At 63.9% G+C, this 13,723-nt stretch carries 9 protein-coding genes; 8 read left to right on the top strand and 1 reads right to left on the bottom strand.

Features of this window, described 5'->3' with window-relative positions:
• Positions 1 to 126 precede the first annotated feature (126 nt).
• From CXY83_RS01065 to CXY83_RS01045, 5 genes are read left to right on the top strand one after another with little or no spacing between them, the layout of a single operon-like run.
• A complete protein-coding gene (locus CXY83_RS01065) occupies positions 127 to 3,846 on the top strand; it encodes a nitrate reductase subunit alpha (protein WP_104195574.1) in 3,720 nt (1,239 codons plus the stop codon).
• Positions 3,846 to 5,600 carry a nitrate reductase subunit beta gene (gene narH, locus CXY83_RS01060; RefSeq protein WP_104195573.1) on the top strand — a complete coding sequence of 585 codons (1,755 nt, stop codon included), beginning with the start codon at positions 3,846 to 3,848 and terminating at the stop codon, positions 5,598 to 5,600. Before CXY83_RS01065 ends, narH begins: the two co-directional genes overlap by 1 nt.
• The gene (gene narJ, locus CXY83_RS01055; RefSeq protein ID WP_104195572.1) at positions 5,597 to 6,214 is read left to right on the top strand and encodes a nitrate reductase molybdenum cofactor assembly chaperone; all 618 of its coding nucleotides are present in this window, start codon (positions 5,597 to 5,599) and stop codon (positions 6,212 to 6,214) included. The genes narH and narJ overlap by 4 nt, the downstream gene beginning before the upstream one ends.
• 2 nt (positions 6,215 to 6,216) lie before the next feature.
• The gene (narI, locus tag CXY83_RS01050) at positions 6,217 to 6,969 is read left to right on the top strand and encodes a respiratory nitrate reductase subunit gamma (RefSeq protein WP_104195571.1); all 753 of its coding nucleotides are present in this window, start codon (positions 6,217 to 6,219) and stop codon (positions 6,967 to 6,969) included.
• Between the two features lie 2 nt (positions 6,970 to 6,971).
• Positions 6,972 to 8,195 (top strand): MFS transporter, encoded by a 1,224-nt coding sequence (locus tag CXY83_RS01045; protein WP_104195570.1) that lies wholly within the window; start codon positions 6,972 to 6,974, stop codon positions 8,193 to 8,195.
• A gap of 35 nt (positions 8,196 to 8,230) precedes the next feature.
• Here the strand turns inward: CXY83_RS01045 and CXY83_RS01040 are convergent, their stop codons facing one another.
• On the bottom strand, positions 8,231 to 9,310 hold the full coding sequence (locus CXY83_RS01040) for an SDR family oxidoreductase (protein WP_104195569.1): 1,080 nt from the start codon (positions 9,308 to 9,310) through the stop codon (positions 8,231 to 8,233).
• 320 nt (positions 9,311 to 9,630) lie between these two features.
• Here CXY83_RS01040 and CXY83_RS01035 point away from each other — a divergent pair, with 320 nt between their 5' ends.
• The 3 genes from CXY83_RS01035 (at position 9,631) to CXY83_RS01025 (ending at position 13,469) form a co-directional block, all read left to right on the top strand.
• Positions 9,631 to 10,770 (top strand): ScyD/ScyE family protein, encoded by a 1,140-nt coding sequence (locus CXY83_RS01035; RefSeq protein ID WP_158251787.1) that lies wholly within the window; start codon positions 9,631 to 9,633, stop codon positions 10,768 to 10,770.
• 273 nt (positions 10,771 to 11,043) lie between these two features.
• Positions 11,044 to 11,544, top strand: a complete 501-nt coding sequence (locus CXY83_RS01030) for a hypothetical protein (RefSeq protein ID WP_104195567.1) — start codon at positions 11,044 to 11,046, stop codon at positions 11,542 to 11,544.
• Positions 11,545 to 11,636: 92 nt separating this feature from the next.
• Positions 11,637 to 13,469 carry a bifunctional 3'-5' exonuclease/DNA polymerase gene (locus CXY83_RS01025; protein ID WP_233200500.1) on the top strand — a complete coding sequence of 611 codons (1,833 nt, stop codon included), beginning with the start codon at positions 11,637 to 11,639 and terminating at the stop codon, positions 13,467 to 13,469.
• Positions 13,470 to 13,723: the final 254 nt, after the last annotated feature.

Below are 13,723 nucleotides of genomic sequence, written 5' to 3'. Positions count from 1 at the left end.
GGTGACCGTCGGCGGTTTGCCCCCGAGTGTCGAAAAAGTTCGAACGTGACCCGTCTGGTGCGGTCGATTTTGCGAACAACCAAAGTAGTGCTAGCGCTTGGCGAAACACCGACTTAGGCTGTCGTCATGGCAGCTGGACCTTTGCCTGCCGGGTTGGACGGAAAAGCGTCGGATGCAATGCTGTCGCTTGGCCGTTTCTTCACTCGGTGGGAACAGACAGATGACGGCCGGGCGGTATTTCGCGAAGGCGGCCGTAAGGGCGACGTGTTCTACCGTGACCGGTGGAGCCACGACAAGGTGGTTCGGTCCACCCATGGGGTGAATTGCACGGGGTCCTGCTCGTGGAAAGTCTACGTACGCGACGGCATCATCACCTGGGAAGCCCAGCAGACGGACTACCCCTCGGTCGGGCCAGACAGTCCGGAGTACGAACCCCGCGGCTGTCCGCGCGGAGCGGCCTTCAGCTGGTACACCTACTCGCCGACCCGGGTGCGGTACCCCTACGCCCGCGGCATCCTCGTCGAAATGTACCGTGAGGCCAAGGCCCGGCTGAATGACCCGGTGCTGGCCTGGGCGGACGTCATGGGAGACCCCGACCGTCGTCGCCGCTACCAGCAGGCTCGCGGCAAGGGCGGCCTCGTTCGTATCCCGTGGACGGAAGCGATCGAGATCACCGCTGCGGCCCACGTGCACACGATCAAGGCGTACGGTCCCGACCGCTGCTCGGGGTTCTCGCCCATCCCGGCCATGTCGATGGTTTCCCACGCCGCCGGAAACCGCTTCATTCAGCTCATCGGCGGCGTCATGACGTCGTTCTACGATTGGTACGCTGACCTCCCGGTGGCCAGCCCGCAGGTTTTCGGCGACCAGACCGACGTTCCCGAATCCGGCGACTGGTGGGACGCCACCTACCTCATGATGTGGGGCTCGAACGTGCCGGTGACACGTACACCGGATGCCCACTGGATGACCGAGGTACGGTACCGCGGCACCAAAGTCATCGCGATCAGCCCCGACTACGCAGACAACACCAAATTTGCCGATGAGTGGCTGCCGGCCCAGGCCGGAACGGATGCCGCCCTCGCCATGGCAATGGGCCACGTACTGCTCAAGGAATTCTTCGTCGACCGGAGCGTTCCTTACTTCGAAGGTTACGTGCGCCGCTACACCGACCTGCCCTTTCTGGTGCGGCTCGAGGAACACCCCGACGGGCAGGGCCTCGTGCCCACCAAATTTCTGATGGCGGTCGACCTTCCGGAGCACGCCCAGACGGAGGGAGCCGCGTTCAAGACGGTACTCTTCGACGCGAACACCGGTGCGCCCGTGGTGCCGAACGGGTCGATGGGTTACCGCTACGGCGAGGCCGGACAAGGCAAATGGAACCTGGATCTAGAGGGTGTCGACCCGGCATTGACGCTTCTAGACGGGGCGAACGGCGAGGCAGTGAGCATCCGACTGCCATGTTTTGAAGCGCCATCGGGGGAGGGATCGATTCTCACCCGCGGGGTGCCCGTGCGCCGCATCGCCGGGCATTTGGTGACGACGGTGTTCGACCTGATGATGGCCCAGTACGGGGTTGGCCGTCCCGGGCTGCCCGGCGACTGGGCCACCGGTTACGACGACGTGTCCGCGCCGTACACGCCGGCCTGGCAGGCCGAGATCACGAGTGTCCCGGCGGAGGCCTGCATTCGGGTGGCGCGGGAATTTGCCCGTAACGCCGAGCAGTCCAAGGGCCGGTCGATGATCATCATGGGCGCCGGAATCTGCCAGTGGTTCCACGGCGATGCGACGTACCGGGCGGTACTGTCGCTGCTGATGCTGACCGGCTGCATGGGCCGTAACGGCGGCGGCTGGGCGCATTACGTGGGGCAGGAGAAGACCCGCCCGATCACCGGCTGGATCTCACTCGCCAATGCGCTGGACTGGAGTCGTCCGCCGCGCACGATGATCGGCACCGGCTACTGGTACATGCACACAGACCAGTGGCGGTCCGACGGGTACTCGGCCGACTCGCTGAAATCGCCGCTTGCCACTGGCCACTTCGACGGTATGCACACCGCCGACACGATCGCCCAATCCGCGCGGCTCGGGTGGATGCCGTTCTACCCGCAATTCGACCGCAACCCGCTCGACCTCGCTGACGAGGTGCAGGCCGCGATCGACCGTGGTGAAACAACGGATGCCCCGCGTTACATCGCCGACGCCCTCAAGAGTGGCCGACTCACCCCGGCCATCGACGACGTCGATGCCCCGCAGAACTGGCCACGGACCCTCGTACTGTGGCGCTCGAACCTGTTCGGTTCCTCCGCCAAGGGCAACGAGTACTTTCTCAAGCATCTGCTGGGCACCCACCACAATGTGCTCGGCCAGGACCACGTGAACGCCGCACGACCGCGCGATGTGACCTGGCGGGAGAGCGCGCCCGAGGGCAAGCTCGACCTGCTGGTGTCCGCCGATTTTCGGATGACTTCGACCACGCTGCTCTCAGACATCGTCTTTCCGGCCGCTACCTGGTACGAAAAGCACGACCTGTCCTCGACCGACATGCATCCGTTCGTGCACGCCTTCAGCCCGGCGATCGATCCACCCTGGGAGGCCAAGACCGATTTCGACACCTTCCGCCTACTCGCCGAGGAATTCTCCCGGCAGGCCCGGGTTCATCTCGGCACCCGGCGGGATCTCGTGAGCGTGCCGCTGCAGCACGACACCCCCGGTGAGATCGCACAGCCGGGCGGAATCGTCCGGGACTGGCGGGACGCATCCGTTGCCGCTGTGCCCGGGCAGAACATGCCGGTTTTTTCGATCGTGGAACGCGACTACACCGCAATCGCCGAGAAACTCGCCACAGTGGGGCCACTCGCCGAAGAGCGGGGTTTTACCGTGAAGAACGTGACGTACCACATGGAGCACGAGATCGAACGGCTCGCCCACAGCAACGGAGTAATGCTCGGCGGTGCCGGCGATGGCCGGCCCGCGATCGACACCGACGCGAAATTCGCCCAGGCCATTCTCAGTTTCTCGGGAACAACCAACGGCGAACTCGCCGTGCAGGGTTTTAGGGAGCTCGAGAAGCAGACCGGCATGAACCTCGTCGACCTCGCGGCCGGTTCCGAGGAGAAACGCGTCACCTTCGCCCAGACCCAGGCTGGCCCGGTGCCCGTGATCACGTCACCGGAATGGTCGGGAACGGAAACCGGCGGACGCCGCTACTCCCCGTTCACGATCAACGTCGAACGACTCAAACCCTGGCACACCCTCACCGGGCGCATGCATTTCTTTCTCGATCACGACTGGATCATCGACCTCGGCGAGGCCCTGCCGACATACCGGCCGCCGCTCGACATGCAGCGTCTGTTCGGCGAACCGAAATTCGGGCCCAACGGCACCACCGAGGTCACCGTGCGCTACCTCACCCCGCACTCCAAGTGGTCGATCCACTCCGAATACCAAGACAACCTGTTTATGCTGTCGCTGTCCCGCGGCGGCCCGACCGTGTGGATGAGCCCGATCGACGCGGCCTCCATCGAGGTCGCTGACAACGACTGGGTGGAGTGCGTGAGCATGAACGGGGTACTCGTAGGCCGGGCCATCGTCAGCCACCGGATGCCGCAGGGCGTCGTCTACGTCTATCACGCGCAGGAGCGCACCATCGATGTACCCAAGTCCGAAGCCACCGGGCGCCGCGGCGGCATCCACAACTCGGTGAGCCGACTGCTCGTGAAACCGACCCACCTCATCGGCGGTTACGCGCAACTCTCTTACGCCTTCAATTACCTGGGGCCAACCGGCAACCAGCGAGACATGGTCTCAACCATTCGGCGACGTTCCCAGGAGGTGCGGTACTGATGCGTGTTATGGCTCAAATGGGCATGGTGATGAACCTGGATAAGTGCATCGGCTGCCATACCTGCTCGGTCACCTGCAAACAGGCCTGGACCAACCGGGCCGGAACCGAATACGTCTGGTTCAACAACGTCGAAACCCGCCCGGGACAAGGCTACCCGCGCCGCTACGAAGACCAGGAGAAATGGCGCGGCGGCTGGAAACTCAACAAGAAAGGGCGGCTGGCACTGAAAAGTGGCGGTCGCGTCGCCAAACTGCTCGGGCTGTTCGCAAGCCCGGTGCAACCCGAGCTGAAGGACTACTACGAACCATGGACCTACGACTACAAGACCCTCATCGATGCCCCACTCGGAGATGACTTTCCCGTCGCTCGACCAAAATCGTTGATCACGGGAAAGGACACCAAAATCACCTGGTCGGCGAACTGGGACGACGACCTCGGCGGCGCCCCCGAAATGGGCCACCTTGATCCCATCGTCGAAAAGGTACGCCGCGAATCCGAGGACAAGATCAAATTCGCCTTCGAGCAGACTTTCATGTTCTACCTGCCCCGCATCTGCGAGCACTGCCTGAACCCCTCCTGCATGGCGTCGTGCCCCTCGGGCGCGATCTACAAGCGGGTCGAGGATGGCATCGTGCTCGTCGATCAGGACAAATGCCGCGGATGGCGACAGTGCATCACCGGTTGCCCCTACAAGAAAATCTATTTCAATCACAAAACCGGCAAGGCCGAGAAATGCACCTTCTGCTATCCTCGCGTCGAAATCGGCCTGCCGACGGTGTGCTCGGAAACCTGCGTCGGGCGTCTGCGCTATCTGGGCTTGTTCCTCTACGATGCCGATCGGGTCACCGATGCTGCGGCCGTCCCGGACGAGAAAGACCTGTACGAATCGCAGATGGATGTGCTGCTCGACCCGAACGATCCCGCGGTGGCGGCCGCGGCATCCGCCCAGGGGATACCCGACGACTGGATCGACGCAGCCCGACGCTCACCGGTCTACGCACTCGCGAAAATCTATAAGGTCGCCCTTCCGCTGCACCCTGAGTATCGCACCATGCCGATGGTCTGGTACGTACCGCCGCTGTCGCCGATCGTGGATCTGCTCAGTGACCAGGGTCACGACGCTGAAGACAGCGGAACCCTGTTCGGCGCGATCGATGCCCTACGGATCCCGGTCGAGTACCTCGCGGAGCTGTTCACCGCCGGCGATACCGATCGCATCACCGCGGTGCTGCGCCGGCTCGCTGCCATGCGCGCGTACATGCGCGGCATCACCCTCGGCCAGGAAGCGGATGTTGACATCCCGGCCTCCGTGGGAATGACACCGGAATCGATGTACGAAATGTATCGGTTGATCGCCATCGCCAAATATGAGGAACGCTACGTCATTCCGAAGGCGCACGTGGAGCAGGCGCACGACCTGGAGGAGATGGGCTGCTCCGTCGACTTCGAGGGCGGCCCCGGCATGTACGAGGACTCGCCGTTCGGCGAGGCCAGCGGACGGCCGACACCGGTCGCCGTGGAGAATTTCTATGCTCTGAAGGATCGGCAAACTTCCGACACGGCCAGCAGCGCTGTGACCCTGCGCAACCGGGTGAACCTGCTCAACTGGGACGGCAATGGGGCCCCGGCTGGCCTGTTCCCGGAAACCCGCGACGTGCCGCGGGCGGCAGCGGCCTCTCCGGCCGATCTGGGCGGCCCCAAAGCGGCCGGTGGGTCTAAAGCCGCGCCCGACGCGCCGGTCGTCACGCCATGATGCGCGATCGGGTGGCGTACCAGGCCGCTGGCTGGTGCCTGTCGTATCCCGATGCCCAGCTGGTGGAGCGGGTGCCGCTCATGCGCGCCGCGCTCGCCGAGCAGGGCCGTAAGGCGGCGAAATTCGAGGGCTTCCTCGGGTACCTGTCAAAAACCGACCTCGGCACTCTGCAGCGGCGCTACGTAGAGACCTTTGACCTCAGCAAACACCATCCGCTTTATCTGTCCTACTGGACCGACGGTGACACCCGCCGCCGCGGAGACGTGCTCGCCGCATTCAAAAAGGTGTACCGACAGACCGATTTTCTGACGAACACCCACGGCGAACTTCCCGACTTTCTGCCGCTCGTGCTCGAGTTTGCGGCGATCGCCGACCCCGTCGCGGGTCGGGAGCTGCTTCGGCAGTACCGACCGAGCCTCGAGCTGCTGAGGCTCGCCCTGATCGAACACGGGTCACCCTACGGTGAGGTCGTCGCTGGCGTCTGCGGCACTTTACCGGGCGCTTCCCCGGCCGATCGCGAAGCGGTGCAGCGCATGGCCGGCTACGGCCCGCCAACCGAAACCGTTGGCCTCGAACCATATGATCCCCGGCTATTGCCGCTCAAGGAGGCATAGCCATGGACCTGCTGCTGTGGGGCGTACTGCCGTACGTCATGGTCGCCATCCTGATCGGCGGCTCCGTCTGGCGTTACCGATACGACCAGTTCGGCTGGACGACCAGGTCGTCACAGCTGTATGAAAGTCGCTTGCTGCGGATTGGGTCGCCGATCTTTCACTTCGGCCTGCTCGCGGTGATTGCCGGGCACTTCTTCGGTCTGGTGATCCCGATGACCTGGACGCTCGCGGTGGGCATGAGCCAGGATTTCTACCATCTCAACGCCCTCCTTGTCGGCGGGGTCGCCGGGGTCGGCACGCTCGGTGGCATTTTGATCTTGATCTATCGCCGGCGCAAGACCGGCCCGGTATTTATGGCGACAACCCGCAACGACAAGGTCATGTATGTCGTACTGGCCGCCGCGATCGTACTCGGCCTCTGGACCACCTTGGCGAGCGTGTTCGAGGGCGCCCACGGACATAATTATCGGGAGACCGTTGCGCCCTGGTTCCGCTCGCTTTTCATCCTTCAGCCTGACATCGCAGCGATGGCCGCAGCCCCGTTCTCATTCCACATCCATACGCTCGTCGGCATGCTTCTGTTCACCATTTGGCCGTTCACTCGTCTGGTGCACGCCTTCACCGCGCCACTGCACTACCTGTTTCGGCCGTATATCGTCTACCGCACCCGCGACCAGGTACCCGGCGCGATCAGACCAATCCGACGCGGCTGGGCAGCGATTGGAACCGAAGACCGAGCACGCGACAAAAAATAGCCATGCCTGAAAGTGTGCGGCAGCGTGCCCGGGCCAGCAAGGGGTTCAATCTTGTTCTCGCGACGTTGTCGTCCGTGGTGTGTTTCTGGGCCTGGACGAGTGTGGCCCCCCTCGGGGTGCGCTACAGCGTCGATTTGAATTTGACGTCGACGCAGGCATCCGTTTTAGTGGCCATGCCCGTCTTTGTCGGCTCGATCGGCCGTATTCCGGTGGGTGTGCTCACGGATCGCTTCGGTGGGCCGATCATGTTCACCACGGTGCTCCTGGCCACTGTCCCCGCACTTCTGCTCGTTGCGCTGGCCGGAACCCTGGGGGTCTACTGGGCTCTCGTCCTGTGCGCGCTCCTGTTGGGCGTCGCCGGAACGGTCTTCGCCGTCGGGATACCGTTCGTGAGCAACTGGTATGAATTGTCTCGACGCGGCTTCGCAACGGGAATCTTCGGTGCGGGAATGGGCGGGACAGCACTGTCCGCATTCTTCACACCCAGGTTCGTGGACTGGTTCGGCTACATTGCCACGCACCTGATCCTGGCCTGCCTGCTCGTCGCGACCGCGGTCCTCGTGCGAACCTGCATGGGGAATGCTCCGAGTTGGGTATCGAATTCCCAGCCGTTCGTTCCCAAGCTCTTGGACGCCGCAAAACTCGGTGTGACCTGGCAGATGTGCTTTCTCTACGGTGTGGTGTTCGGCGGGTTCGTAGCCTTCTCGACCTACCTGCCGACCTACCTGCGCGATATTTACGATTTCGACCTGACCGCGGCGGGAACCCGCACGGCCGGATTCGCCGTCGCCGCGGTTCTGCTGCGCCCGGTCGGCGGAATCCTCGCCGACCACATCGGTCCCAAGCCGGTTGTCATCGTGGCGCTGGCCGCGGTCGCTGTTCTAGCCTGGGTGGTGAATCTGCGCCCCGACGGCGAGATACCGGCCGGGCTGACCTTCGTGGCGATGGCTTCGGCCCTGGGGCTGGGCGCTGGGGGAGTCTTCGCCTGGCTGGGGCGAAACTCGCCACCCGCCAAGGTCGGGTTGGTCAGCGGCATCGTCAGCGCGGCTGGCGGTCTCGGCGGGTACTTCCCCCCGCTTGTCATGGGGGCCACCTACAATGCCGCCGATAATGGTTATGCCATCGGTCTGCTCCTGCTGGCGGGAACGGCCGCGGTGGCCCTGATCTTCACCATCGTCGCCGTGCACGAACACCCCAACCAAACGGTGACAAATGAGGCCAACTGATAGCGACGCTGCCGTTTTGGGCGCCGCTAAGCGGTTTACTCAGGGATGATCTTCTCGGCGCGGTAGCGGTCGAACAAAGCTGTGAAAGAGTCGATCGTGCGGTGGTGCGGGGTGAAGCCGGCGAGGCGGCTCTTGGTGATGTCGGTGAAGACCTCGATATTCCGGCCGAGGTCGGCGTCGGTGTGCCACCACGATGCGATGCGCCCTAAGTCGGATTCGACGAGGTTGTACGCGGCAGCGAGTTCGGCCCAGACCGGCTCCATTCCAGCCATCTGCACCTCGAGCGGTCGTGGCTCGTCCACGAAACCAACCGGTTCGACGCCGAAGTATGCGGCGATCTTCGGCCACATCGCTCGCCAGCGGAAGACGTCGCCGTTGACGACGTTGAATGCTTCGTTGGCCCCGGCAGCCGTTGTCGCTGCCCACACCATCTGCTCGGCAAGGATCGTCGCGTCGGTCATGTCGGTGACGCCGTTCCACTGGGTCGCGCTGCCGGGGAACACAAAGGGAATGCCAAGATGCCTGCACAAGGCAGCCTGTGCGGCAAGGGTGAGTCCCATGTTCATGAGGTTGCCGACCGCGTGGCCGATCACGGTGTGCGAACGGTGCACCGACCAGGTGAATCCTTGGCGAGCGGATGCCGCGAACAGTTCGTCTTCCTGTGCGTAGTAGAAGTTCGCCACGTCGAGTCGCAGTTCGTCTTCGCTAAAGGGCGTGTCGGGCATGGTGCCCTGCCCGTAGGCCTCGAACGGGCCGAGGTAGTGCTTGAGGCCGGTGACCAGGGCGACGTGGCGCACTGGTGCGTGGGCGAGTGCAGCGAGGAGATCACGCACCATGCCGCCGTTCACCTCGATGTTGAGTTCCTCGCTGTTCTGACGGGACCAGGCGGTGAAGAAGACCCGTTCGGGCATCTCGCTGGCCAACACTTTGTTGAGGTCGGCGGCGGAGCGAAGGTCCGCCTGAATCCAGCGCACCCCGGGTAAGGCTGGGCCGCTGCGGCGGGCGAGGGCGAGAACTTGCCAGCCTTCGGCAGCTAACTGGTCGACCACGGCGGATCCGGTGATTCCGGACGCTCCGACGACGAGGGCGGTACGGGGTTCAAGTGAAGGAGTCATCGCTACATGCAACCGTGTGCTCTGTGAGGTATTCCTCCTCTGGTACCTGGCGGATGATCACGAGTCGCCTTGCCAGCCGACACTCTGCACACGGTGGTCACGCGCTTATTTACCTAGACAACGTGCAGCTTCGAGGATATTGTGCCCGTGTCGACGTCTGTGTGCGCCGGCTCCCTCGGGATTGCATGACTCTCGTCGCATTGGTGCATCGCACACACAATGTCCTCGCTCAGCACCTACCCGTCACACCGTTCCCCGCGCGACCGTCGTGTTTTCTCGGACATCCACCCGGAAAGCCACATCGAGTCAAGGAGCACGTTGTGAAAAAGTTCGTATTCACCGCCGTTGCCTGCGTCACCGCCGTCTCGTCCGCGATGATCGCAGTCCCGGCATCCGCTGTGGAGATTCCCACCCTTGGTGGGCCCACAGTACTGGCGAGTGGCCTGTTCTTACCGCTTAGTCTGGGCGTTGGGGCGGGCGGAAAAGTGTATGTGTCGCAAAACGCCCTGGGGGCGCTCACCAGGATCAGTCCCGACGGCACCACCAGCGTCATTGCGCGCGCCAACCCCGGCGATGAGCTGGGGGCCGTTTCTGTGCGTAACGGCACCGTTTATTACTCGACCAACACGCAAGACCACACCGCATCGGCGCTGTACTCGCTGCCGTTGGATGGTGTGGCCGCGCCGATTGCCGATCTCTACGCCTATGAGAGCGCGGCAAACCCCGACCAGGTCAACAGCTACGGGTTCGTCGACCTGCCGCAGTCCTGTCTCGACCAGTTCGATCCTGCGGCGCCAACGGCTCCCGTCAGCTATGTCGGAATCGTAGACACCCACCCCTACGCCAGCCTTCCTTTGGAGGATGCCGTCTATGTGGCGGATGCCGGTGCGAACGCCATTCTCAAGGTCGGTTACGACGGAACGGTGAGCACGGCTGCCGTCCTGCCGGCCGGTGACCCGATCATGGTCACTCCCCAGATCGCTGCCGGAGCCGGGTTCCCCGCCTGCACGGCCGGCTTCGGCTACCGGTTCGAACCGGTACCGACCGACGTCGAACAGGGTGGTGACGGTTGGTTGTACGTGACGACCCTGCCCGGTGGCCCCGAAGACGCCAGTCTCGGAGCTCGCGGCGCGGTCTACCGGTTCAACCCGGCTGACGGTGAGGTGCAGTTTGTGCAGGGCGGGTTTGTCGGAGCGACAGGCCTGGCCGTGTCGAAGCGCACCGGACTGATCGCCGTCACTGAGCTGTTCGGCGGCCCGAACGGGACAGGTCAGGTTTCGGTGTTCCACCCGACCCTGACCGATCGAACACTGCAGATCCCGGTCACCTCGCCGTCCGCGATCGAACTCGTCGGAAACAGCGCGTACGTCACGACGAACTCCTTCGTGGCCGGCGCGACCGGAGCTCCGCAAGCGATTGGGAAGGTCGTCAAGCTCTCGGTGAGCCTCGGTGGAGACTAGATCGCAGCATCCGCTACTCCACTGCTCGGCGGGTGAATCGTTTTCCACGGGAGACGATGCACCCGTCATCTCCCTGTTGCATCGGTTTCAAACCGATACCCCATTCCGACCTTGGTCAATGGGGGCACTGAACCATTTTCGGCTGTACCTCGTGATAAGTCCAAGGCCCCTACGCCGAGCACCTCCGCAGTGCGCACCACGTCATCGCACCTCATGCAATAGCACTTCATCACGCTCCATTTCAGGAGCGTGCACCGAGAGAAGGAAGCAATCATGAACAGCAGAATCTGGCTCAAGGCCGGACCAGTCGTCGGGGCAGTAGCGCTCAGCATTCTCGCGCTGACCGGATGCTCGCAGGGAACGACGACCCCGGCGGCCGACACGTTGAGTTCATCCAGCCCGACGAGCGAGGCCACGGTCAAGCCGGCCCTTGCGACCGCGGACAGTTCACTCGGCAAGATCGTCGTCGATACCGCCGGAATGACACTGTATGTCTTCGACAAGGACGTTGCAAACTCCGGCACGAGCACCTGCGAGGGCGAGTGCCTCGTCAAGTGGCCTGCCGTCGTCGCCGAATCCGACACCCCCACGGTCGACGGCGTGACCGGCACGGTCGGTGTCATCATCCGCACGGATGGCACCAAACAAGTCACTCTCGCTGGACTTCCGCTCTACTACTGGGCGGGCGACTCTGCTGCCGGGGACACCACCGGAGAGGGTGTTGGCGGCGTCTGGTGGGTGGTCGCTCCGAACGGAGACAAAATCGCCAGCTAAAGACCGCAATCCGGCCTCTGGCAGACGCCGTACCCATCGACACCACGAAGCGGATGGGGACGGCGTCTGCCGGTAGCGGGCAGAATGGATGGGTGTATGTACTGGTGCGGCAGACAAGTGGTGGCGACGTGCTGGTCGATACGCTTGACGATGTCGGCCGTTCTATTGAGGCGGCCCGCCTCACCCTGACCGAGTTTCGGTCGTTTGTGTCGTCGCTCGAAGCCAGCACTCATGAATCGGCCACCGGTGACCGGGCCGCACCCCGCTGGGTCTGGGAGGACACCGCCCGTATCTACCCGATGCTCCTGGAGGCCGGCATCCGTGTTCAGCGCTGCCACGATCTCCGTCTGTGTCACGTGATCCTGAAAAATTCCGCGCTGACTATGACGAGCGAGCTCGCGCTGGCGGCGCCAGGGCGCTGGGACGTCGCGAGCGTTGGCACGACCGACCGAGCAGAGCCCTTGGCGACACTCTTTGAGTTCGACGCAAACGCGGATTCTGATGCCAGCGGTGAATCCGGCACGGCGGGGGAGTTTCGTCGGCAACTCGACTCGGTGTCGGCCGCTCTCGAACCGGGGCGCCTCCGGCTCTTGCTCGCCGCTGAGTCCGCTGGGGCGCTCGTGGCCGCGGAGATGCGGTACGCCGGGCTGCCCTGGCGCACCGATGTGCATGAACTCCTTCTCACCCGTGAGCTGGGGCCGCGGGTCGCGCCCGGCCTCCGTCCGGAGCGTCTGGAACTGCTGGTCCGGCGCATCCGCTCAGAACTCGGTGATGCCACCCTCAACCCGGACTCCCCCCAGGAGTTGATCAAGGCACTGCAACGGGCGGGGCTCTCCGTTTCCACGACGCGTGCGTGGGAGCTGAAGAAGCTCGAACATCCGGTCATCGAACCGCTTCTGCAGTATAAGAAACTGTCTCGGCTGCTCAGTGCCAACGGCTGGATCTGGATGGAATCCTGGGTAGTCGACGGCCGATTCCACCCGGACTACATGCCGGGGGGTGTTGTGACGGGTCGCTGGGCGACCCGTGGCGGAGGAGCCCTCCAACTCCCCAAGCATATTCGTGGTGCCGTCGTCGCCGACGACGGCTGGAAACTGGTCGTGGCCGACGCTGCCCAACTCGAACCGCGTATTCTCGCGGCGCTGGCCCAGGACATGAGTATGGCCCGGGCGGGTCGTGGCAGCGACCTGTATGCCGGCATCGTGGCCAGCGGAGTCGTCGAGACCCGCGATCACGCCAAGGTCGCTATGCTCGGAGCCATGTACGGGGCCACGACCGGAGAAAGCGGCCGGCTCATGCCCCGCCTGGCCCGCGCCTATCCACGGGCAATCGCTCTCACCGAATCAGCGGCTCGTGCCGGAGAGCGTGGCGAAGTGGTGACGACCCGACTCGGTCGGTCATCACCGATACCAGGACCCGGCTGGCGCGCGGCCCAGGTTCTGGCTTACGACGCGGCTGCAACGGCGACCGATGAGCGACGCGCTCGCAGCCAGGCGCGCGACTGGGGACGCTTCACCCGTAACTTCATCGTGCAGGGCAGCGCCGCCGAGTGGGCGCTGTGCTGGATGGCTGAGATTCGCCGGGAGCTTACGGCTTTGCCGAGCCCGGATCCTTGCAATGAGCATTCGAGCGAAGCGCGCCCGGCAACGGAGGCCGGCCTCAATCCTGTGGTTCCGCGCGGCACCATGGCCGCGCAATCTTCGAGGCCGGCTCCGAGTGCCCGCGCGCCCTTCGACATCTCGCCACATCTGGTGTTTTTTCTGCACGACGAGGTGATCGTGCACACCCCAGCCGCGCAGGCGGAGGCCGTTGCCAACATCATCGTGAATGCGGCCGAGGCTGCTGGCCGGTTGATGTTCGGCGATTTTCCGGTTGATTTCATGCTCACCGTAGCCACCGTCGATAATTACGCCCAGGCTAAGTAGCCCAACTGCGGCACGGTATCACTGAGACGGGGTTGAAACGTCGTGACCGTCCCATCGGTCGAGCGTGTCGAGCCCCACCGACGGTCACAGCCAGCCTGAGCGCCGCCTCTATCCTCACGGCGCGGATATGGATGGGCATCCTTTGACCCATGGCGGGAACAGCGGTTTTTTTTGCTGGGGTGCGCGAAGAGGCGGGCCTCGCGTGCTGTGTGCACGTGGGGCCCGCCTGGTTCCTGCGAGGGAGTTCTGGGGTG

The sequence above is a fragment of the Cryobacterium sp. M15 genome (assembly GCF_002929675.1).
Taxonomy (GTDB): Bacteria; Actinomycetota; Actinomycetes; order Actinomycetales; family Microbacteriaceae; genus Cryobacterium; species Cryobacterium lyxosi.
Note: the sequence above shows the minus strand (reverse complement) of the source record. Positions and strands in the feature narration are given on the sequence as shown.

Bases quoted from the DNA above. Each gene is read 5' to 3' on its own strand.
- CXY83_RS01045 (WP_104195570.1), top strand. From the start codon at position 6,972: ATGCCTGAAAGTGTGCGGCAGCGTGCCCGGGCCAGCAAGGGGTTCAAT.
- CXY83_RS01040 (WP_104195569.1), bottom strand. From the start codon at position 9,310: ATGACTCCTTCACTTGAACCCCGTACCGCCCTCGTCGTCGGAGCGTCC.
- CXY83_RS01065 (WP_104195574.1), top strand. From the start codon at position 127: ATGGCAGCTGGACCTTTGCCTGCCGGGTTGGACGGAAAAGCGTCGGAT.
- narI (WP_104195571.1), top strand. From the start codon at position 6,217: ATGGACCTGCTGCTGTGGGGCGTACTGCCGTACGTCATGGTCGCCATC.
- narH (WP_104195573.1), top strand. From the start codon at position 3,846: ATGCGTGTTATGGCTCAAATGGGCATGGTGATGAACCTGGATAAGTGC.
- narJ (WP_104195572.1), top strand. From the start codon at position 5,597: ATGATGCGCGATCGGGTGGCGTACCAGGCCGCTGGCTGGTGCCTGTCG.
- CXY83_RS01030 (WP_104195567.1), top strand. From the start codon at position 11,044: ATGAACAGCAGAATCTGGCTCAAGGCCGGACCAGTCGTCGGGGCAGTA.